Origin of the sequence: Ensifer sp. ZNC0028 (assembly GCF_000799055.1) — a bacterium.
GTDB lineage: Bacteria > Pseudomonadota > Alphaproteobacteria > Rhizobiales > Rhizobiaceae > Ensifer.
Map to the genome: position 1 here is coordinate 14,983 of NZ_JTLA01000075.1, position 18,351 is coordinate 33,333.

Genomic DNA, 18,351 nt, shown 5'->3' on the forward strand with positions numbered 1-18,351 from the left:
AGCGCGATGCGCTTCGACCGCTTTAGCGCAACAGCGTCGTCACACCTTTCTTCCCCTGACGGCAGAGCCGCCATTCCGCGCGGAACAAGAAAGTTCCTCCTGTGCTGTCCAGCCCCCAAAGGGCGTGCGCCAGCGTTCGTCTCCGGCCCGTCGATCGCCATAGAGGCCGCAATGGTGCGGGCTCGGAAACGGAAAACGGAGACTTAAAATGGCAACCATCGGCACCTTCAAGAAGACCGGCTCGAACGACTTCACCGGCGAAATCGTCACCCTCAGCGTCCAGGCCAAAGGCGTGCGCATCGTTCCCGACCTGCGCGCCACCGGCGAGAACGCCCCCAGCCACCGGGTTCTGGTCGGCCGCGCCGAAATCGGCGCCGCCTGGTCCAAGCGCTCCAACGAGGGCCGCGACTATCTGGGCCTCAAGCTGGACGATCCGAGCTTCAACGCCCCGATCTATGCCAACCTCTTCGATGACGAAGAAGGCGACACCTTCTCCCTCATCTGGTCCCGCCCCAACGGTCGCCGCGGCGACTGAGGCGCGGAACAAAGGCCCCGACCGCAAGGTCGGGGCCTTTCTCATACCCGCAGGAGCGCTGTCACGCCCACCGCAACCGCTACACCCGGTTCTCCACCCGCACGCCGGGCATGCGGACGAACTCCTTTTACCACGATCAGCCACTCGCTGCGGGCGTGTGCGCCGATCTGCATGTCGTGCGGCCCGCAATGCGAGCCCGCACGCTCCAACTCGGCGCGGACCTGCGCAAAATGGGCGTCCGCCTTGTCGCCCTGCGGGCCGCGCTCTCGTCTGCGCCGGAACCGCGCAATCGCGCGTTTCCGCCATTCGGCTGCGATCACTGACACGGGAATGTCGTCAGGGTGTCTCCCATGTGACGCGCCAAAGTGCTAACGAGAGATTCTTTAATGGATTGATCGGGTTAGGCGATCCACTTATCGCGTTAGATGCGCTACCGCAAAACCATTCAATACCGCAGCCTTTTCAAGTCGGACGTAGCCTTGTGCCGTCCGGCTTTGGGAGGACGCGCCATGCAGAGCATAGATTGGCGTACTCCGGCGGCCTATAAACGCATTAAAGACCTTCCGCCCGCCGGTTTCGCCTGGGAATATCTTCGTCGCAACGAAGACTATCGCCGTGACGTCGAGAGACTCACGCAGAGGAGAGAACCCGCGGGAGATGAGGTTGACGCCTTTGCTTCCCGCTGGGGGGTGCGATTTCGCACACGACCCCGACGCGCAGCCTGACGGCGCACCGCCTTTCTGGTCACCGCATTTCAATCCGCAGGCCATTATTCTGTCTCCGGTCGAGCAGAACGATCCGGATGGCGGGCGGCTTGTCGCTCTCGCACATCTCGATGGCCTGATCCTGCGCCGCGCACCGGATGGCTGGCACGCAATCTGGCGTGTCGGTGGGATGGAGCATCAATTCTGGCTGCCACAGGGCGCAATCGATGCAGCAGCTTTCTATGCTGCAATCCTGCCCATGGACGAGTTCATGGAATTACGCGCCCACGCGGCCCGCCGCCTCTGGAGGTGCCTGACAGGCCGCTCTCCGGGGCCGGATATTCGCGCCATGCCAGCGCAACTTCGGCAATGGCACCTTCTGTCGCTGCGGGCGCTGGACGCTCGGCTGCATGGCGAAAGCTATCGCGCTGTTGCCGAAGTCCTGCTCGGCTTCCGTGGCGACAAGGAAGATTTCGAGACTGATCCGCGCAAGAACAAGGCACGTCGTCTTGTTGCCCACGGCATCAAGATGATGCGCGGAGGCTATCGACTGCTTTTGCATTATCCGGTCAAGCCGATTCCAGGATCAAAAGGCAAATGAGGCAATCTCAACGATTCCTGTTTGCCGCAGCCTGTTCCAGTATTTGCGTGTAACCTTCCCGCGACAGCCATTGCGCGCGCTCCAGATGGCTCTGCCAGCATCGCCGGGTTCGCATTTCATCTGATGCCGGATCGCGGTGCAGAACAATTCGCGCCACTTCCTTCCAGTCGGCTTCCTCGGACTTGGCGTCCAGAATACGCAGATAGGTCACAAAGTGCTGCTCGTCATAAGCGGTGATGACATGGCCGGACGGAGCCAGATCATCCACTTCGGGATCAAGTTCGACGGGTGTTTTCACGGTTATTCCCCTTCTTTCAGAAGAGTTTCTGCGGTTCGCCCCCGCAATAAAACTCTCTGACTCCTGGTGATCGGGGAGTTAGTAACCGTGTTGGACGGCCCCATGGCCTTTAGGCGAGAAGCCCTGAACATACGCCAAGGGCTCCCCGACCATAGGGTCAAGGAGTGTGGCATCGTCACGGCCGACACCAACCGCCAACAGGGGTTACTAAGCCCCGGAGCAGTGCGTCTGCTCCATCTGTGTTCATAGCCGAACTGCGTGCGGATGTCTTGGGCGAATCCGCATCGGGCTCACTGAGTCGCTGAAATCTCACGTCTTTTCGCGCTGACATAGCCCCTTTCGGGGGTGCCGTCTGCGCATAGGCGCAAATGCGGCACGCTACACGCCGCCGATCACTTTCCATGGTTCGCCATAGCGCGCCGCCGTCTCCGGCAGCCGCATCAACCTGACGAACCGGAGGTGATCTCATGGCCGAGCGCCGCAACACGGAAATGCCACCGCGCATGCTGCGCACTCAGGAAGCTGCACGCTTCCTCGGTATTTCTCTTCGCACACTGGAAAAACACCGGACCTACGGGACCGGCCCGACCTATCGCAAAATCGGTGGCCGGGTTCTCTATACGGTCGAGGATCTTCAGGCCTGGGCCGACATTGGCACACGCAAATCCACCAGTGACAAGGACGCGGGCACGGTCTTTCCGGCGCGCCCCCTGACGCCTGAAGAGCGGAGCAAGCTCTGAATGCGGCGCGCCGATCACCCTGACGCCCTGCGGCGAGAAGGCGGCAGCGAGCGCAGCCACCTCGATCCCTTCGTGGTCGCAACTGGCGATGCCAGTCCGCGCGACCAGCGCGATCTGATGGAACGGCCTTTCTTCTCGCTGGCAAAGACGCCGCGCGCGAAGCCCATCCTCTACAAGACCGCCGATGTCGAGGTGCAGGTGTTCGGGATGCCCGAACATGGAATGGCGACGATCTGGGATGCTGATGTGCTGATCTGGGCTGCAAGCCAGATCGTCGCCGCCGAAAACAACGGCATCAAGACATCCCGCTTCTTCCGTTTTACGCCCTATCATCTGCTGCGCGCCATCGGGCGCGACACCGGAAACCGGCAATATCTGCTGTTGAAGGCAGCGCTTGCCCGGCTGCAATCCACGGTCGTCGCCACCACGATCCGTAATGGCAAGCATTGGCGCCGCCGCCAGTTCTCCTGGATCAACGAATGGGAGGAGATGACCACGCGCGACGGTCGCGTCGAGGGCATGGAGTTTGTCCTGCCCGAGTGGTTCTACAACAGCGTCCTTGACCGTTCGCTGGTCCTGACCATCGACCCGGATTATTTCCGGCTGACCGGCGGTATCGAGCGCTGGCTCTACCGTGTCGCCCGTAAACATGCCGGACATCAGCCGCATGGCTGGCTGTTCGAGGTTGCGCACCTCCACCAGAAATCCGGCAGCATGGCCCGGCCATCAGACTTTGCGCTGGACCTGCGCCGCATTGCGGCCCGCCAGCCGCTGCCCGGCTACCAGCTCAAAATTCTGCGCGAAGATCGCCGCGAACTACTGCGAATCCGCCCTGAAAATCTATCCACAGTGCCTGTGGACAACATTGTGGATGCCGTCGGTACATCAGGCGCAAAGGGTATCGGTACATCAGGCGCAGCACTATCGGCACATCAGGCGCACGAACCCCAGTTAAGTCTCTGGAACGAAAAGAAGAATCCGACTGCTAACTTAGAATCTAACATAGAATCTAACTTTTCTTCTTTGACGCGCGCGCATGAAAGGCACGGTGCCAGTGCCACTTCCCGCCGACCTGGGCGGGGTACGCCATGATCGTCGCGCTCCTCAATCAGAAAGGCGGCGTGGGCAAGACCACGCTGGCGCTGCATCTTGCCGGAGCCTGGGCTGCGCAAGGCAAGCGCGTCATCCTGATTGATTCCGATCCGCAAGGCTCCGCACTCGATTGGTCGCAGAGACGCAGCCATGAAGGGCTGCCAAGGCTGTTCACCGTCATCGGCCTTGCCCGCGATACGCTGCACAGAGAAACGCCGGAGCTGGCGCGTGATGCCGATCATGTCGTCATTGATGGTCCGCCCCGTGTCGCTGGCCTGATGCGCTCAGCGCTGCTTGCAGCCGACCTGGTGCTGATCCCGGTGCAGCCATCCCCCTTTGACGGCTGGGCCTCGGCCGAGATGCTGGCGCTTCTGAACGAAGCACGCATCTATCGCCCTGAACTGGCCGCCCGTTTTCTGCTGAACCGATGTGGTGCGCGCACCGTCATCGCCCGCGAAACGGCCGAGACACTGGCGGACCATGATCCACCTTTGCTGGCCACGACGATCGGCCAGCGCGTCGCCTTCGCCGAAGCCGCACAGACCGGGCGACTGGTCTCCGAGACTGATGGTGGCGAACGGGCCGCACAGGAGGTCACAGCGCTGGCGGCCGAAATCGATGGCCTCGGTATCGGGAGGATCGTGCCATGACACGTCCGCCCGTGAAATCCGGCTTCGCATCACGTCCGGGCAATCCCGATAGCTGGGTCAGAGCCGCCGAGGCGCCAGCAACCGGCAAAATGCCGACGGAGGCGTTCACCGCGCGCCTGACCATCGACATCACGCCCGAATTGCGCGGGCGCATCAAGGTTGCCGCTTTCCGGCGTGGCGTCACCGTCGCCGTGATGCTGCGCGAGCTGCTGACCCGCGAGTTTCCACCCACCGAAGGAGATCAGCCATGACCGGCAAAACCGTGCACGCCGCTCTTGAACATCCGAAGGCCGACGGGCCTGCACCGTTCACCACATTGGTCGAACTGACCTTCCAGAAAAAGAAGGTCGAGCGGTGGATACGCTTTGGCCGCAAGAGCTTTGAGCAGATCATCGACCGCCGCCGCAGTCTGATCGGTTTTGAGCCCGAAAGCATCTTCGCCTTCGTCCGCTGGGCTTCCAACGATTACGGCACCATCGTTTCGCGGCTCGACATCCTGCGCGCTGTCAGGCGTGGCGAACCGTACCAGACCGTGCCCTTCGTTCGACCTGGCGGCGAGATCCTGCTGCGTATCGACGGCTGGCCAAAGGTCCAGCGGGTGTTGGCCCTGATCGATGCGGTGGACGCGCTTGGCGTCGATCCGGCGGATGTTGCCCCGGACCATTGGCGGCACGTCCACAACCGTTTGAGTGCCGGTCAGGAACCCAACCCCTACACCCCGGAGCGCCATGCTGCATGGGCCAGCCGACGGAGGATCGCACCATGAGCCGCCGTCATATCCTTGCCGTGTCCATGCTGGCCGTCGGCACGCTTGTCGCCACGGCTGTTGCCGATCTGCCAACCCGGCTGATCTGGAATGCGACTGCCAGCGCGCCCATTGGCTTCTACACAGTTGCTCCCGCCGAAGCGCTCGAAGTTCCCGAACTGGTCGCCATCATGCCGTCTGAGCCGCTGGAGCGGTTCATGGTCCAGCGCGGCTATATCGGACGCGGCGTGCCGTTGCTGAAGCGTGTCCTCGGCCTGCCGGGGCAGCGCGTCTGCCGTAACGGTGCGACCATAACCGTCGATAATGTCGAGATGGGGGACGCGCTGGAGCGCGACCGCATGGGCCGCGATCTGCCGGTCTGGCAGGGCTGCCGCATCATCGGCGACAGTGAACTCTTCCTTATGAATTGGGACATCCGGGATAGCTTCGATGGCCGTTACTTCGGACCTGTTCCCGCCAGTTCCGTCATCGGCCGGGCGCTGCCGCTCTGGACCGATGGGGAAGGTGATGGCCGCTACGAATGGCGGGCGGCCACGCATTGAATCCACGCCGAAACCTCGACGACAGGAGATTTTTCATGCCACAGATCGGATCGTTCACGCGCGATGAAACGGGCTTTTCCAGGCGCGTTCACACGCTCACCCTTTACCGTGAGCTTACCATCATGCCAGCCGAGCATTCGGACGCCGAAAACGCGCCGGACTACCGTGTCCATCACGGAGCTGATGACGGCCCAGAGGTTGGCGCTGCATGGAAACGCACCGGCGAAAAGGCTGGCGAATATCTCTCGGTGCTGCTCGACGATCCCGCTTTGCCGCAGCCGATCCGCGCCAATCTGTTCCGCGACGACGATGCAGGCTCGTCATGGTCGCTGCACTGGAGCCGCCCGCGGCCCCGCGAAGATCGGGACTGAGATCATGCGATCCCGCGCCCTTTTTCTCTTCACGGCCCTTCTGTCGGCGGGCAGCGGATTGACGCCAGCGATTGCGCAGGTCACGCCGCAACCCACGCCTGTCACTGCGCATCCCCATGCTGCTTTCATTGCCCAGGCGTCACAGCGTTTCGGCATTCCAGAGCACTGGATTCGGGCCGTGCTGCGTGTGGAAAGCGCGGGCGATGTGCGCGCCATCTCATCGGCGGGTGCAATGGGACTGATGCAGGTCATGCCCGATACCTGGGCGGGCCTGCGCAGCCGCCATGGCCTCGGACGCGATCCTTACGATCCGCGCGACAACATCCTCGCAGGTACGGCGTATCTGCGCGAGATGTGGGACCGGTATGGCAATGTCGCGGCCATGCTTGCCGCCTACAATGCCGGTCCCGGTCGCTATGATGAGCATCTGGCGACAGGTCGCACTTTGCCCGCAGAAACACGCGCCTATGTCGCCACGCTCGCACCTGTTCTTGGGCTTGCGACTGCGCCTGATGTGCCGACGATCGTGCCGCCGCCACCGCCAGATTGGCGCGAAGCTCCGCTTTTCGTGGCGCAATCCAGCGGCAATTCGGTTGCAGCCAATCAGCCGTCGAACGACGTCCGCGCAACCGTTCCTATGCGCGTTTCCGTCGATCAGGAGCCGCAGGACGGCGGCATATTCGTGGCCCGTGCGAGCAATGGAGATGCGCCATGACCATGACGTCTCCACGCGCTTTCGGTCCGCTTTCGGTGTGCAGTCAGGCAAGGGGGCGCCTGGCTGCATTCCCGGCAGGAGGGGCAAAAAGGGCAGGGAAGGCGGAGGGCAAGATAAAGGAACATGGCACCATGTCGGGCCAGTTCTGGAAATTATTGTTGTCTGCACACTGGTTAGGGGAGTCGCGAGCGGCACCCTGTTTTCGGACCCCGCGTGCCGCGGTCTTGCGCAAAGCCTTGGCTTTGCAGGGTTTTGACCGGCACCATAGGCCCCTATCGGCCTGTTTTCGGCAATTTTGGGCGGAGCCGCGCCCATGAGCGCCGACGACGAAAACCGCTTTCGCCCGAAGCCCGGACGCATCCGATCCGACACGCCGAAGGCGGGCAGGACCAAAAGTTTTCTCACCCAGGCGAAGAAGCTCGCCCGGCAGCACAGCATTGCCTATCCCAAATACGCGCCGCGCCTCGAAACCCGCACGGCCGCGAAGGGCGGCAAGGCTTCCCGTTCGGCCAAGGGGCCGGGTGTCCGGCGCGGTCGCGGCGCGGCCTTCGTTCGCTCCCGCAGCTTGTCGGGCGGCTGGCGGCACAGCGCGCCGGGGATGCGCCGCGTCGTCGTCAAGACCCGCTACGTCAAGGACGCCGGCCGGAACGGCAGATCGGCGGCCCATCTTCGCTACATCCAGCGCGACGGGACATCCCGCGATGGCGAACGCGGTCAGCTCTATTCGGCGAGTGAGGATCGAGCGGATGGCGATGCCTTCGTCGAGCGCGGCAAGGAGGACCGTCATCAGTTCAGGTTCATCATCTCACCGGAGGACGGTGCGGATCTCGTGGATCTGACGGCGCACACGCGCGACCTGATGAGCCAGATCGAGGCCGATCTTGGCACGAAACTCGATTGGGTCGCGGTCAACCACTACAACACCGGCCATCCCCATGTGCATGTCATCGTCCGGGGCAAGGACGAGTTGGGCGAGAACCTTGTCATCAATGGCGACTATCTCGCCAACGGAATCCGCGAGCGGGCGAGCGAGTTGACCACGCTCGAGCTGGGGCAAGTGACCGAGATCGAGCAGAGCCGCAAGCTATCCGCCGAGATTGACCAGGACCGTTTCACCCGCATCGACCGGGCGATGATGGAGGAAGCCGACGAGCGGTTCCTTGATCTTCGCCATGAACCTGCCGAGCCTCGCCGCCAGTTCAATCGCGCGCTGCGTCTGCGCCGCCTCGCCAAACTGGAGAAGATGGGCCTCGCCACCCCGCATGCGCCGGGCGTATGGGAATTGAGCAAGGACATGGAGCCGGCCCTGCGCGAACTGGGAGAGCGCGGCGACATCATCCGCAACATGCACAAGGCGCTGAAGGCCGATGGTCTGGAGCGCGATCCGATGACCTTCCACATCCATGACGGGCCGCCGGCGGCGCCCATCGCCGGGCGCGTCGTGGACAAGTATCTGTCCGACGAGATGGGCGAGAACCTGACGGTCGTTGTGGACGGGATCGACGGGCGAACGCACCATATCGCCGGCGTCGCACCCGAGCGGCTGGAGGATGCCCGCATCGGCAGCATCATCCAGATCGGCCCGGCCGAAGCGGCAGCCCGGCCATCTGATCGCACCATCACGGCCATTGCAGAGGATGGCATCTATCGGCCGAGCCGCCATCTGGAACGGGCGAAATTCGAGGGTCGCGTTCCCGGCGGCGACTATGAGGGCTATGTCGATGCTCATGTCCGCCGGTTGGAGGCGCTGCGCCGGGCCGGGATCGTCGAACGGATCGACGCCGATCAATGGCGCATCCCCGACGATTTCCAGAGCCGCGCCACGGCCTACGATGCCGGCCGGAATCGGCAGGCCAGTGTGCGCGTGCTGTCGGCCTTCGATCTGGATAAGCAGATCGGCGCGGACGGCGCGACCTGGCTCGACCGCCGGATGTTGGCGAATGACGCATCGGATCTCGCGCCGGCAGGATTCGGCCAGCAGGTGCGCGAGGCGATGGACCAGCGCCGCGAACATCATGTCGAACAGGGCGATGCCACCCGAGCGCGGGACGGCCGCATTTTCTATCGGCGCAGCCTTCTCGCCACCTTGCGCGAGCGCGAGGTTGCCCGCGTCGGCGCGGAGATGGCCGAGAACAAGGGACTGCCGTTCCGTGCCGCCACGGACGGCGAGAACGTCAGCGGCAAGTTCACCGGCACCGTGCAGATCACCAGCGGTAAGTTCGCTATCGTCGAGAAGGCGCATGAGTTCACCCTTGTCCCTTGGCGGCCCGTCATCGACCGCCAGCTTGGCCGGGAGGTTATGGGCGTTGTGCAAGGCGGCTCGGTGTCGTGGCAGTTGGGGCGGCAAAGGGGGTTGGGACTTTAGAGCACCTGAAACGGCGTTGCGACACCGGCGCTATTCGGATAGGAGATAGATACTCGTATTGCCAAGTGTGGAGCTATCAGCATGGGAACCGCTAAGTCAGCAGACAAGTAAGCCGCAACAACAAACACTGTTGTTGCGGCGTTCTGTAAGACCAATCCCAATCTGATTGTTGACGAGCAGACGCCGCCCGGAATCCTTAATCGAGCGGTTGATTCGTCATGACTATCACACGCCCTGCGTGGGCCTATACGTTGCCGGCAGCCCTGCTGCTGATGGCTCCCTTCGACATCCTCGCGTCACTGGCGATGGATATTTATCTCCCCGTCGTTCCAGCGATGCCCGGCATCCTGAACACGACGCCATCCGTGATCCAGCTCACGTTGAGCCTCTACATGGTTATGCTCGGCGTGGGGCAGGTGATCTTTGGCCCAATGTCGGATCGCATCGGGCGACGGCCGATCTTGCTTGCGGGCGGGGCGCTTTTCATCGTCGCTTCTCTCGGAGCGGCATGGTCGTCAACGGCCGCAGCCTTCGTCGCGTTTCGCTTGCTACAAGCGGTCGGAGCGTCGGCGGGGTTGGTGGCGACGTTCGCGACGGTTCGCGACGTTTATGCCAGCGGCCCCGAGGGTGTCGTCATCTACGGTCTTTTCAGTTCGATGCTGGCCTTCGTCCCCGCCCTTGGTCCCATCGCTGGAGCGTTGATCGGCGAGTTTTTCGGATGGCGAGCGATATTCGTCACGCTGGCCGCACTTGCGTTGCCTGCACTCTTGAACGCCGGTTTCAGATGGCACGAAACCCGCCCGTTGGATGAAGCAAAGACGCGCCGATCCGTACTGCCGATCTTCGCGAGTCCAGCTTTTTGGGTTTATACGGTCGGCTTTAGCGCCGGCATGGGGACCTTCTTTGTCTTCTTCTCGACAGCCCCCCGCGTGCTCATAGGCCAAGCGGACTATTCGGAGATCGGGTTCAGCTTGACCTTTGCCACTGTCGCGTTCGTCATGATCGTGACAACGCGTTTCGCGAAGTCCTTTGTCGTAAGATGGGGCATTGCCGGATGCGTGGCGCGCGGGATGGCTTTGCTCATTTGCGGAGCGGCCCTGCTGGGGGTCGGCGAACTCTACGGCTCGCCGTCATTCCTCACCTTCATCCTACCGATGTGGGTTATGGCGATCGGCATTGTTGTTACGGTGTCCGTTACCGCCAACGGCGCACTTGCAAAGTTCGATGACATCGCAGGATCGGCAGTCGCGTTCTACTTCTGCATCCAAAGTCTGATCGTCAGCATCGTCGGAACATTGGCGGTGACGTTGTTGAATGGCGACACTACATGGCCCTTGATCTTCTACGCGATGACGATGGCGGTGCTGGTATCAACGGGTCTGGCGCTACTTCGCTCCCGTGACGTTCCTGTCGAGAGGTCGTCAGTCGTCTAACCGGCGATTGGCAGGACGGCTGTCACCCATACGGCGCACCCGTCATCGCAGGCTCGTGAATGGCGGTATCCTGCCCGGCAGGATACCGCTCATTTCACTTATTCAGTTTATGGCTGTTGCCGATGTAACGCAAACCGAATCGCTTGGAAACTTCCGTCCGAGATGAATGATGAATATAGTTACTACCATCGCCGGAAAGCGACACTTGAATTAACGCCGCCAAAGCCGAACCCGTTGGAAATGGCATGTTCCATGAGAATGGGTCGCGCAGATTGGTGAACGAGGTCGATACCAGCGGCAACAGGATCGGGGTTTTCTAAATTTCTCGTTGGGGGAGCGATTTGATCCCGTAGGGCGAGTATCGTGAAGATTGCCTCAATACCGCCTGCGGCACCAAGTAGGTGTCCGGTCGCCGATTTCGTGGCGCTCACGGCCACATTATGATTGCCAAAGACGGATTTAATCGCCGCTATTTCTCCGCGGTCACCTACGGGGGTGGAGGTCGAATGAGCGTTCAAATGTTGAATATTGACTGGCTTCAACCCAGCACTCTGGAGCGCGATTTTCATCGCACGGGCCGCGCCTCGACCGTCCTCTGGGCCGGCAGTCATATGGTGTGCATCAGCGCTAGTGCCGTATCCTACCAATTCGGCTATGGGTTTGGCACCCCGAGCGAGGGCATGTTCCAACTCCTCTATGACGATCAGACCAGCCCCTTCGGACATTACGAAACCATCGCGCTCGGTGTCGAATGGCCTCGACGCCAGTTCCGGGGTAGTATTGTAGCCGGTGGATAGTGCTCGCGCGGCAGCAAATGCCCCAAGACTAACCTTATCAATGCATGCTTCTGCCCCGCCGCACAGAGCGATGTCGGCCTCGTTGGAGCGTATCAGCCGTGCGGCGTCGCCGATGGCCTGAACGCTAGCAGCGCAGGCGGTTACAGGCGTGCCAATTGGACCTGTAAATCCATACCTGATGGTAACATGTCCTGCCGCGAGGTTGGCGAGAAACGATGGCACGGTAAAGGGTGAGAGCCTCCTTGCTCCCCGTGTATCCGTTATGCGAACTGCCGAAGCGATAGCAGGAAAGCCGCCTATACCAGAGGCAATAACTGTCGCCGTGCGCTCACATTCGTAGTCGCTCGCGGGATGCCATCCCGCCGTTTCGAGAGCCTCCTTCGCGGCCGCAAGTGCAAACAGAATGAAGCGATCCATTTTTCGTTGATCCTTTGTGTCAACGATCAAATCGGGATCAAAACCAGCCTCGGAATCTTCAATCGGGCTAGGAACGAGTCCGCCGATTTTCACCGGAAGATTTCTGGAAATTTCATCAGGCAAACTCTTAATTCCCGATTTCCCGTCGAGAAGTCTTTTCCAGCTTATTTCAACGCCACAGCCAAGAGGACCTACCAAACCCATGCCGGTTACAACAATTCGACGCATTGGATTATTCCGCTCCTTTTTCTGAGCTTATCCGCTTCACGCGATTTATGACGCGCATCGTTTCCTCCGTTGCCGCTGGGCCTGCTAGAAGAACGGTGTTTTCAGGAGTAATTTTTTCTCCAGTATCCGCATCGACCATGATGGCGTTTCGTTCCCTGCCGGTTTCTTTGTCGCCGAGCCGCATGGCTATTTCATGTGGCGCAAGGTTCCGGTTCCCCCATGCGAACAGGGCGATTGCTACGGGATAGAAATCCCGCCCTTTGTCGGTAAGGACGTATTCAAATCGAGGCGGATGATCATTGTATCGTTGCCTTTCAAACAACCCTTCCGCCGTGAGATGCTTCAATCGCCTCGCCAAAATGTTCGCGGAAATTCCGAGATTCTTCTCGAATTCATCGAATTTTCTAAGCCCTTGGAAGGCGTCTCGCAGGATCAAGATGCTCCACCAGTCACCGACGCTTTCCAGCGCTCGGGCTGCGGGACACTCGAATGACAGAAAGCTTGTTCGCTGCATCACACATTCATAACGATGTGACTTCCATTATGCAAGTTACATATGTGACAGCTGGCAACATAGCGTGAGGGCTATCCGATGCGTCATCAATCCAAGGAAGCCATGCTACTGCACCCACGGCCGGACGCAGCGAGACTGCTGAGAACGTGACTGATGCGGCGGCGATCGGCAGGTGCCCGGTTCACAGAGGCCGGACACCTCTTTGTCGAGCGCGCCACTGCCGGCGTCAATCGACTGCATCGAGGTCGAGACAACGGCGTCCCTGCCTTCAAGCGCGATTGCTATGTCGGCTCGGTTTCTGAGGTCTCCGCGCACCGTCTCCAGCCGCTCTCCCGCGTTTCGCAGCGCCGAGTTGTGAACGAATGCTCCGACCTTATGCCCGCGGGCGAGGCATTCGTCCACGCATAGCCGTCCAGTGGCGCCGGCAGCGCCGAGTATAAGGATGTTCATGCAACTTTCTCCTGTGATCAGTCGGATTGTGAGGAGCACACCTGCACGAGCTGCTTCCCGAGATTGCGTCCTTCGAACAGGCCGGCGAGCGCGGCGGGTGCCGTTTCGAGGCCGGGGCTGATGGTCTCCTCGTAGCGGATGTCGCCGGCCTGAACCCAGGCCAGCATCCGGTAGAGCGCCTGCGGAAACTGCGCCACGAAATCGAGGAAGATGAAGCCTTCCATGCGCGCGCGTTTGAATGCGAGCTGCATGTAGTTCGACGGGCCGCGGCCGTAGGCGTCGTTGCGGTAGCCGGAGGAAATGCTGCCGCACAGAACGACGCGCGCATGCGGCGCGATATGATCGAGTGCGGCTTCCAGCGTCGCGCCGCCGACATTGTCGAACACCACGTCGATGCCGTCGGGCGCCAGTGCGCCGAGCCTCTCGCGCATGTCTTCCGCGCGATAGTCGATGCAGGCGTCGAATCGCGCGACGTCGCGGGCCCAGGCGCATTTGCGTTCCCCACCGGCGGACCCGATGACGCGCGCGCCCAGCTTGCGGGCGATCTGGCCTGCGATCGACCCGACGCCGCCGGCGGCGGCGCTGACGAAGACGGTCTCGCCTTCGAGCGGCTTTGCGATTTCCGTCATCCCGAAATAAGCGGTCAGCCCGTTGACGCCGAGGACGCTCAGCATCGCTCTCGGTTCGACCCCTTCGGGAATGCGGGTGAACCCGTGGAGCCCCTCGCCGGCAGCCAGAGCGTAGTCCTGCCAGCCCGTCTCGCCGACGACCCAGTCGCCGACCTTGAAAAGCTCGCTTCTGCTGGCGACGACCTGCCCGACGCCGCTTCCCGGCATGACGCTGCCGATACGGGCGGGAGACGTGTAGGTCTCACGCTCGTTGAGCCATGTCCGCTGGGTGGCGTCGATTCCCAGCCAGTGCACGCGCACCAGCGCCTGACCCGCTTCGAGCGCCGGCACGGTCGAACGGCGCATCTCGAAATGCTCGGGGCCGACATTCGCGTCCGGACGCGCGATGAGGACGAGCTGGCGATTGAGGGTATCAGACATCTGCGCCCCCGGTAGCCGAAGTGTTAGGAAATGGGGCACCATGCACCGGAATGAAGGCGAACCTCAGGATGAGAACGACCATCAGCCCGGCGAGCGACCAGAACGGCAAGGTCTCGTTCCATTCATAGAGCATGGTGCTGGCGGCCGGACCGATGATGAAACCGATGCCCTGCGAAGCGGAGACGAGGCCCGCCGCCACCCCCTGATCGTCATGGCCGACGGCCAGAGATGCCCCGGCCATGATCCCCGGCAGGAGGAATCCGGCTCCAAGCCCCAGCAGCGTGTAGGCGAGATAGTATGCCGATGCGTTCGCCGTCGACAGGAGGAGAAGCAGCCCTGCGATCCAGCTACCCGCTCCGGAAAGCACGAGAGCACGCGGCGTGAACCCCATGATTCTGACCTGCAGGAATTGCACGACGAACATCGCAATTCCGACGAGGGTGAGCGCGACAGAGAGCATCCCTGCAGCGGTCTCTCCGTCCAGATTGAGCCTGTCCTGAAAATAGAACCCTGCGCTGATCTGAACGGTCGCGATCGCGACCCAAAGCAGGATGCCGGCAACGAGCCAGGGTTGCAGAGCGGCGGAGAACAGGCTTGTCCGCTGCGGACGGACCGGCGAAGCCACAGGCGGAGCCTTCAGGAAGAACAGGGCCGCGAGCGCGCCGGAGGCACAGAGCGCAGTCGCCGCATAGAGCGGCCACGTGATGCCGCCGGCCACGAGGACGCCGCTCACCGCGGGACCGACAATCAGGCCGAGACCGGTTGCGCCTCCTATGATGGCCATGCCTCCGGCCCGCTCGGACGGGCTCGTGATATCCGCCATCAACGCCTGGGCGCCCGACGGCACGGCAGACAGGAAAGCGCCGACGAAAGCGCGCGACGCCGTGAGCGCAAGGAAGATGGCGGTCACGGACATGGCACCCGAAAGACCGCCGACCACGACCAACGTATAGACCGCGTAGCCCGCGAAGACGCCGAGAAAGCCGGCGACGATGGTTTTCTTGCGCCCGTAGCGATCGCTGACGATGCCCCACAAAGGAGCCGCGACCACCATGGCGACGGAGCCGATCGAAAGCATCAACCCGCCCTGAACGACGGAAAGATGCAGCTCCCGGATGAGAGGAGCCAGGATGGGCAGGATGAGCGTCGTCGCCACGATGGACAACGCGATGCTGATGGCGATCGTGGCCTTAGTCCGGTTCATGGGAAGCTCCCTTGATCTCGTTTGACCGATGGCTCAAATATGTGACGAATCCATCATATTTTGTATTCGCATTCGGACGACCGATGCCCGGCACCGCACAAGTGAATGTAAACCCACGAAAAATCCCCCGGCAGGCGCGCGCTCAGGCCACCGTGGAGGCGATCATCGTCGCCACCGCTCAGCTTTTGACGGAGCAGGGGTTCGTGAACCTCACGACGGCGCGGGTCGCGGAGCGCGCCGGCGTGAGCATCGGTTCGCTCTACCAGTATTTCCCCAACAAGCAGGGGCTCGCGGCCGCCGTCGTCGATCACTACAGCGACGAGGTCCTCGCGCGCTTCACCGCGATGGTCCGGGCGCGGCCAGGGAAGACGCTGGTGGATACCGTGGATGCGATGATCGGGTTCGCGCTCGTTTCCCATCCGCATGAGCCGGAAATGCATCGCGCGTTGAACGATCTCGCACCGCGCATCGGCCGCGAGGAAAAGACGCGCGCCATCAGCCGGGGGATGGCGAAGGTGATCGAGACGGAACTGGAGCGACATCGGCAGGAAATCTCGCCCGATCTCGACCTTGCGGATGCGGCCGCCATGATCGAGACGGTGCTGGAAACGGTCGCGCACCGGGCGATCCAGCGGCATCCCGTCAGGGTCGGCGCCGATGGGCTGATCGGCCAGTGCCGCAGGCTGATCATCGGCTATCTGAGAAGTCCATCACCAAGCTAATATGATGCTAGACTAGGGGAAGATGCTGAGCTTACGTCAGAAGCCTTATTGCACGCAATTGCCGTCGCTACTCTCCCGAGGCAGGCATTGCTGTTCGCTTGGCATTTTCACCTGGTTGCACGCTCTTGCTTTCGCGAAATAAAGTATGTGGCCAGCGTGTTGGTTCCGGTCATCGGCTCCCTCCATCAAGCGAGACCGTGAGTCATGCCTCAACCCAAATTAGTAGGTCTTGATCCTAATTTGTTGTACATGAACGCAGCCGCTCGAAACCGGCGATGAGGCTGTCGAGTCCAAAGTTGAACGCAGCATCCATGCTGTCTGTTTCCAACTCGTGAAACAGACCGTGTAGGAAGGACGATGGTGCTTGCTCGGATACATCTGACCTGTCCGAAATTCTCTCATCGGCATCAGATGCCTGCTGTTCGAGAACGGAACCGACTACATAGTTGCTGACCGCCAAAAGCGTCCAAACGGCATGCTTCGGACTAAAGCCCGCCGTGCAGAGAAAGCGTATTTGTGCCTCGGCGGTGCCAAAATTCGGTTCTGTCGGTCGAGTTCCCGCATGGATACGCGCGCCGTCGCGATAAGAGAGCAACGCCATTCTGAAACTCAGGGCGTTTTCTTTCAGGTACACCCGCCAGTCCTCGTTTTCCTTGGGTAGGGACCGAGTGTGGCGTTCCGTCAGCATCGCCTCGGCCAGTGCGTCAAGCAGCGCACGCTTGTTTTGGAAATGCCAGTAAAGCGCTGGCTGCTGAACCTTGAGGCGTTCAGCGAGCTTTCGCGTCGTCAGGTTGTCCATGCCAACCTCGTTCAGCAGTTCCAGCGCCGTCGCGATCACGGTGCCCTTGTCCAGTTTGGTCATTCATGCTCCTTCGTCAACGCTTGACAATTTATCACCGATAAGTTCTATGTCCATATACTTATCGATGATAAAGTCGCTCGCGCTTGAGCGGCACTGGAGTTTCAGGTGCACAGCTCTGCCATCATTGCCCTGCTGATCGTGGGTCTCGACGCCATGGGTCTCGGCCTCATCATGCCGGTCCTTCCAGCGCTTCTGCGCGAGCTTGTGCCGACGGAGCAGGTCGCTGGTCACTATGGTGCCTTGCTGTCGCTCTATGCGTTGGTGCAGGTCGTCTTCGCGCCCCTGCTTGGACAACTTTCGGATGCTTACGGTCGGCGTCCGGTGCTTCTGGCTTCTCTCGCGGGAGCCGCAGTCGATTACACGATCATGGCATCTGCGCCGGTCCTGTGGGTGCTTTATATCGGCCGACTCGTCTCCGGCGTCACGGGAGCAACCGGAGCCGTAGCTGCTTCAACCATTGCCGATTCGACGGGGGAAGGTTCGCGCGCACGGTGGTTCGGCTACATGGGGGCCTGCTATGGTACGGGCATGATTGCCGGGCCAGCTCTTGGTGGTATGCTCGGCGGTATTTCTGCTCATGCTCCGTTTGTCGCCGCTGCCCTTCTCAACGGGATCGCGTTCCTGCTTGCCTGCATTTTCCTCAGGGAGACTCGTCGCGGTCATGGCAAGACCGGAAAGTCGGTTCACATCGAACCATTGGTTCTGTTCCGGCTGGACGATGCGTTGCGTGGGCTAACTGCGCTTTTCGCAGTTTTCTTCATTATTCAACTGATTGGCCAAGTGCCGGCGGCCCTATGGGTCATATATGGTGAGGATCGTTTTCAGTGGAACACCACGACCGTCGGCTTGTCGCTCGCGGCGTTTGGAGCAACACATGCGATTTTTCAAGCGTTTGTTACCGGCCCTCTTTCAAGCCGACTTGGAGAACGGCGCACGCTGCTGTTTGGCATGGCCGCGGATGCGACTGGCTTCATTCTTCTGGCTTTTGTCACGCAGGGATGGATGGTGTTTCCGGTTCTGTTGCTGCTTGCCGCCGGGGGTGTCGGCATGCCGGCCTTGCAGGCAATGCTTTCGAATAATGTCAGCAACAACAAGCAGGGAGCCTTGCAGGGAACGCTTACGAGCCTCACCAATTTAAGCGCCATCGCGGGACCGCTTGGCTTTACGGCACTCTATTCTGCCACCGCCGGAGCATGGAACGGTTGGGTTTGGATTGTCGGTGCGTTTCTTTATGTAATGTGCTTGCCAATGCTCCGCAGGCCTTTCGCCACTTCGTCGTGATTGAGATCGTAGCGG

22 protein-coding genes and 1 pseudogene are annotated in these 18,351 nt (G+C 61.2%); 15 read left to right on the plus strand and 8 right to left on the minus strand.

The window, feature by feature from the left end:
• Positions 1-208 precede the first annotated feature (208 nt).
• Positions 209-535, plus strand: a complete 327-nt coding sequence (locus L981_RS17685) for a DUF736 domain-containing protein (protein ID WP_013368635.1) — start codon at positions 209-211, stop codon at positions 533-535.
• A gap of 79 nt (positions 536-614) precedes the next feature.
• On the opposite strand, the pseudogene L981_RS35905 reads toward L981_RS17685, so the two are convergent.
• Positions 615-828, minus strand: a pseudogene (locus tag L981_RS35905) (VapC toxin family PIN domain ribonuclease); the annotation flags it as partial.
• Between the two features lie 216 nt (positions 829-1,044).
• Here L981_RS35905 and L981_RS35580 point away from each other — a divergent pair.
• Positions 1,045-1,260, plus strand: coding sequence for a transcriptional regulator domain-containing protein (locus L981_RS35580; protein WP_082006073.1), 216 nt, complete (start codon positions 1,045-1,047; stop codon positions 1,258-1,260).
• Positions 1,261-1,306: 46 nt separating this feature from the next.
• On the plus strand, positions 1,307-1,840 hold the full coding sequence (locus L981_RS17695) for a DUF2285 domain-containing protein (RefSeq protein WP_043619066.1): 534 nt from the start codon (positions 1,307-1,309) through the stop codon (positions 1,838-1,840).
• Between the two features lie 7 nt (positions 1,841-1,847).
• Here the strand turns inward: L981_RS17695 and L981_RS17700 are convergent, their stop codons facing one another.
• On the minus strand, positions 1,848-2,138 hold the full coding sequence (locus L981_RS17700) for a DNA -binding domain-containing protein (RefSeq protein ID WP_043618984.1): 291 nt from the start codon (positions 2,136-2,138) through the stop codon (positions 1,848-1,850).
• Between the two features lie 467 nt (positions 2,139-2,605).
• Between L981_RS17700 and L981_RS17705 the strand changes: the two genes are divergently transcribed.
• The 10 genes from L981_RS17705 to floR all read left to right on the plus strand — a co-directional run bounded on the left by L981_RS17705 (position 2,606) and on the right by floR (position 10,812).
• Positions 2,606-2,878, plus strand: coding sequence for an AlpA family transcriptional regulator (locus L981_RS17705; protein ID WP_043618987.1), 273 nt, complete (start codon positions 2,606-2,608; stop codon positions 2,876-2,878).
• Positions 2,879-3,970 carry a replication initiator protein A gene (locus L981_RS17710; RefSeq protein ID WP_043618990.1) on the plus strand — a complete coding sequence of 364 codons (1,092 nt, stop codon included), beginning with the start codon at positions 2,879-2,881 and terminating at the stop codon, positions 3,968-3,970.
• Positions 3,967-4,620: a ParA family partition ATPase gene (parA, locus tag L981_RS17715; protein WP_043618994.1), complete on the plus strand. Its 654-nt coding sequence runs from the start codon at positions 3,967-3,969 to the stop codon at positions 4,618-4,620. Before L981_RS17710 ends, parA begins: the two co-directional genes overlap by 4 nt.
• Positions 4,617-4,871 carry a hypothetical protein gene (locus L981_RS17720; protein ID WP_043618997.1) on the plus strand — a complete coding sequence of 85 codons (255 nt, stop codon included), beginning with the start codon at positions 4,617-4,619 and terminating at the stop codon, positions 4,869-4,871. The genes parA and L981_RS17720 overlap by 4 nt, the downstream gene beginning before the upstream one ends.
• Entirely contained in the window at positions 4,868-5,386 is a 519-nt protein-coding gene (locus L981_RS17725) for a DUF2840 domain-containing protein (protein ID WP_043619000.1), read from the plus strand. The genes L981_RS17720 and L981_RS17725 overlap by 4 nt, the downstream gene beginning before the upstream one ends.
• Complete coding sequence (locus L981_RS17730) at positions 5,383-5,928, plus strand: S26 family signal peptidase (protein WP_043619068.1); 546 nt, start codon at positions 5,383-5,385, stop codon at positions 5,926-5,928. Before L981_RS17725 ends, L981_RS17730 begins: the two co-directional genes overlap by 4 nt.
• A 35-nt stretch (positions 5,929-5,963) precedes the next feature.
• The gene (locus L981_RS17735; RefSeq protein ID WP_043619004.1) at positions 5,964-6,299 is read left to right on the plus strand and encodes a DUF736 domain-containing protein; all 336 of its coding nucleotides are present in this window, start codon (positions 5,964-5,966) and stop codon (positions 6,297-6,299) included.
• 4 nt (positions 6,300-6,303) lie between these two features.
• Positions 6,304-7,014 (plus strand): lytic transglycosylase domain-containing protein, encoded by a 711-nt coding sequence (locus L981_RS17740; protein WP_043619007.1) that lies wholly within the window; start codon positions 6,304-6,306, stop codon positions 7,012-7,014.
• 1,243 nt (positions 7,015-8,257) lie between these two features.
• On the plus strand, positions 8,258-9,379 hold the full coding sequence (locus L981_RS35120; protein ID WP_231555347.1) for a DUF3363 domain-containing protein: 1,122 nt from the start codon (positions 8,258-8,260) through the stop codon (positions 9,377-9,379).
• 218 nt (positions 9,380-9,597) lie between these two features.
• Positions 9,598-10,812 carry a chloramphenicol/florfenicol efflux MFS transporter FloR gene (floR, locus tag L981_RS17750; RefSeq protein WP_036703303.1) on the plus strand — a complete coding sequence of 405 codons (1,215 nt, stop codon included), beginning with the start codon at positions 9,598-9,600 and terminating at the stop codon, positions 10,810-10,812.
• A 182-nt stretch (positions 10,813-10,994) separates the two neighbouring features.
• Here the strand turns inward: floR and fabF are convergent, their stop codons facing one another.
• The 5 genes from fabF to L981_RS17775 all read right to left on the minus strand — a co-directional run bounded on the left by fabF (position 10,995) and on the right by L981_RS17775 (position 15,471).
• A complete protein-coding gene (gene fabF, locus L981_RS33920) occupies positions 10,995-12,254 on the minus strand; it encodes a beta-ketoacyl-ACP synthase II (protein WP_081973111.1) in 1,260 nt (419 codons plus the stop codon).
• A 4-nt stretch (positions 12,255-12,258) separates the two neighbouring features.
• Complete coding sequence (locus tag L981_RS17760; RefSeq protein ID WP_043619017.1) at positions 12,259-12,768, minus strand: helix-turn-helix domain-containing protein; 510 nt, start codon at positions 12,766-12,768, stop codon at positions 12,259-12,261.
• 105 nt (positions 12,769-12,873) lie between these two features.
• On the minus strand, positions 12,874-13,218 hold the full coding sequence (locus tag L981_RS36050; RefSeq protein WP_052201851.1) for an NAD(P)H-binding protein: 345 nt from the start codon (positions 13,216-13,218) through the stop codon (positions 12,874-12,876).
• Between the two features lie 17 nt (positions 13,219-13,235).
• Positions 13,236-14,267, minus strand: coding sequence for an NADP-dependent oxidoreductase (locus tag L981_RS17770; RefSeq protein ID WP_043619020.1), 1,032 nt, complete (start codon positions 14,265-14,267; stop codon positions 13,236-13,238).
• Positions 14,260-15,471, minus strand: coding sequence for an MFS transporter (locus L981_RS17775; RefSeq protein ID WP_052201852.1), 1,212 nt, complete (start codon positions 15,469-15,471; stop codon positions 14,260-14,262). The genes L981_RS17770 and L981_RS17775 overlap by 8 nt, the downstream gene beginning before the upstream one ends.
• 83 nt (positions 15,472-15,554) lie before the next feature.
• On the opposite strand from L981_RS17775, the gene L981_RS17780 reads away from it, so the two are divergent.
• Positions 15,555-16,193: a TetR/AcrR family transcriptional regulator gene (locus L981_RS17780; protein WP_036703309.1), complete on the plus strand. Its 639-nt coding sequence runs from the start codon at positions 15,555-15,557 to the stop codon at positions 16,191-16,193.
• A 235-nt stretch (positions 16,194-16,428) separates the two neighbouring features.
• Here L981_RS17780 and tetR read toward each other — a convergent pair whose 3' ends face one another.
• Positions 16,429-17,055, minus strand: a complete 627-nt coding sequence (gene tetR / locus L981_RS17785; RefSeq protein ID WP_043619023.1) for a tetracycline resistance transcriptional repressor TetR — start codon at positions 17,053-17,055, stop codon at positions 16,429-16,431.
• Between the two features lie 105 nt (positions 17,056-17,160).
• Here tetR and tet(G) point away from each other — a divergent pair, with 105 nt between their 5' ends.
• Complete coding sequence (gene tet(G) / locus L981_RS17790) at positions 17,161-18,336, plus strand: tetracycline efflux MFS transporter Tet(G) (protein ID WP_043619026.1); 1,176 nt, start codon at positions 17,161-17,163, stop codon at positions 18,334-18,336.
• Positions 18,337-18,351: the final 15 nt, after the last annotated feature.

Bases quoted from the DNA above. Each gene is read 5' to 3' on its own strand.
- L981_RS17685 (WP_013368635.1), top strand. From the start codon at position 209: ATGGCAACCATCGGCACCTTCAAGAAGACCGGCTCGAACGACTTCACC.
- L981_RS35580 (WP_082006073.1), top strand. From the start codon at position 1,045: ATGCAGAGCATAGATTGGCGTACTCCGGCGGCCTATAAACGCATTAAA.
- L981_RS17705 (WP_043618987.1), top strand. From the start codon at position 2,606: ATGGCCGAGCGCCGCAACACGGAAATGCCACCGCGCATGCTGCGCACT.
- L981_RS17710 (WP_043618990.1), top strand. From the start codon at position 2,879: ATGCGGCGCGCCGATCACCCTGACGCCCTGCGGCGAGAAGGCGGCAGC.
- parA (WP_043618994.1), top strand. From the start codon at position 3,967: ATGATCGTCGCGCTCCTCAATCAGAAAGGCGGCGTGGGCAAGACCACG.
- L981_RS17720 (WP_043618997.1), top strand. From the start codon at position 4,617: ATGACACGTCCGCCCGTGAAATCCGGCTTCGCATCACGTCCGGGCAAT.
- L981_RS17725 (WP_043619000.1), top strand. From the start codon at position 4,868: ATGACCGGCAAAACCGTGCACGCCGCTCTTGAACATCCGAAGGCCGAC.
- L981_RS17730 (WP_043619068.1), top strand. From the start codon at position 5,383: ATGAGCCGCCGTCATATCCTTGCCGTGTCCATGCTGGCCGTCGGCACG.
- L981_RS17735 (WP_043619004.1), top strand. From the start codon at position 5,964: ATGCCACAGATCGGATCGTTCACGCGCGATGAAACGGGCTTTTCCAGG.
- L981_RS17740 (WP_043619007.1), top strand. From the start codon at position 6,304: ATGCGATCCCGCGCCCTTTTTCTCTTCACGGCCCTTCTGTCGGCGGGC.
- L981_RS35120 (WP_231555347.1), top strand. From the start codon at position 8,258: ATGGGCCTCGCCACCCCGCATGCGCCGGGCGTATGGGAATTGAGCAAG.
- floR (WP_036703303.1), top strand. From the start codon at position 9,598: ATGACTATCACACGCCCTGCGTGGGCCTATACGTTGCCGGCAGCCCTG.
- fabF (WP_081973111.1), bottom strand. From the start codon at position 12,254: ATGCGTCGAATTGTTGTAACCGGCATGGGTTTGGTAGGTCCTCTTGGC.
- L981_RS17760 (WP_043619017.1), bottom strand. From the start codon at position 12,768: ATGCAGCGAACAAGCTTTCTGTCATTCGAGTGTCCCGCAGCCCGAGCG.
- L981_RS36050 (WP_052201851.1), bottom strand. From the start codon at position 13,218: ATGAACATCCTTATACTCGGCGCTGCCGGCGCCACTGGACGGCTATGC.
- L981_RS17770 (WP_043619020.1), bottom strand. From the start codon at position 14,267: ATGTCTGATACCCTCAATCGCCAGCTCGTCCTCATCGCGCGTCCGGAC.
- L981_RS17775 (WP_052201852.1), bottom strand. From the start codon at position 15,471: ATGAACCGGACTAAGGCCACGATCGCCATCAGCATCGCGTTGTCCATC.
- L981_RS17780 (WP_036703309.1), top strand. From the start codon at position 15,555: ATGCCCGGCACCGCACAAGTGAATGTAAACCCACGAAAAATCCCCCGG.
- tetR (WP_043619023.1), bottom strand. From the start codon at position 17,055: ATGACCAAACTGGACAAGGGCACCGTGATCGCGACGGCGCTGGAACTG.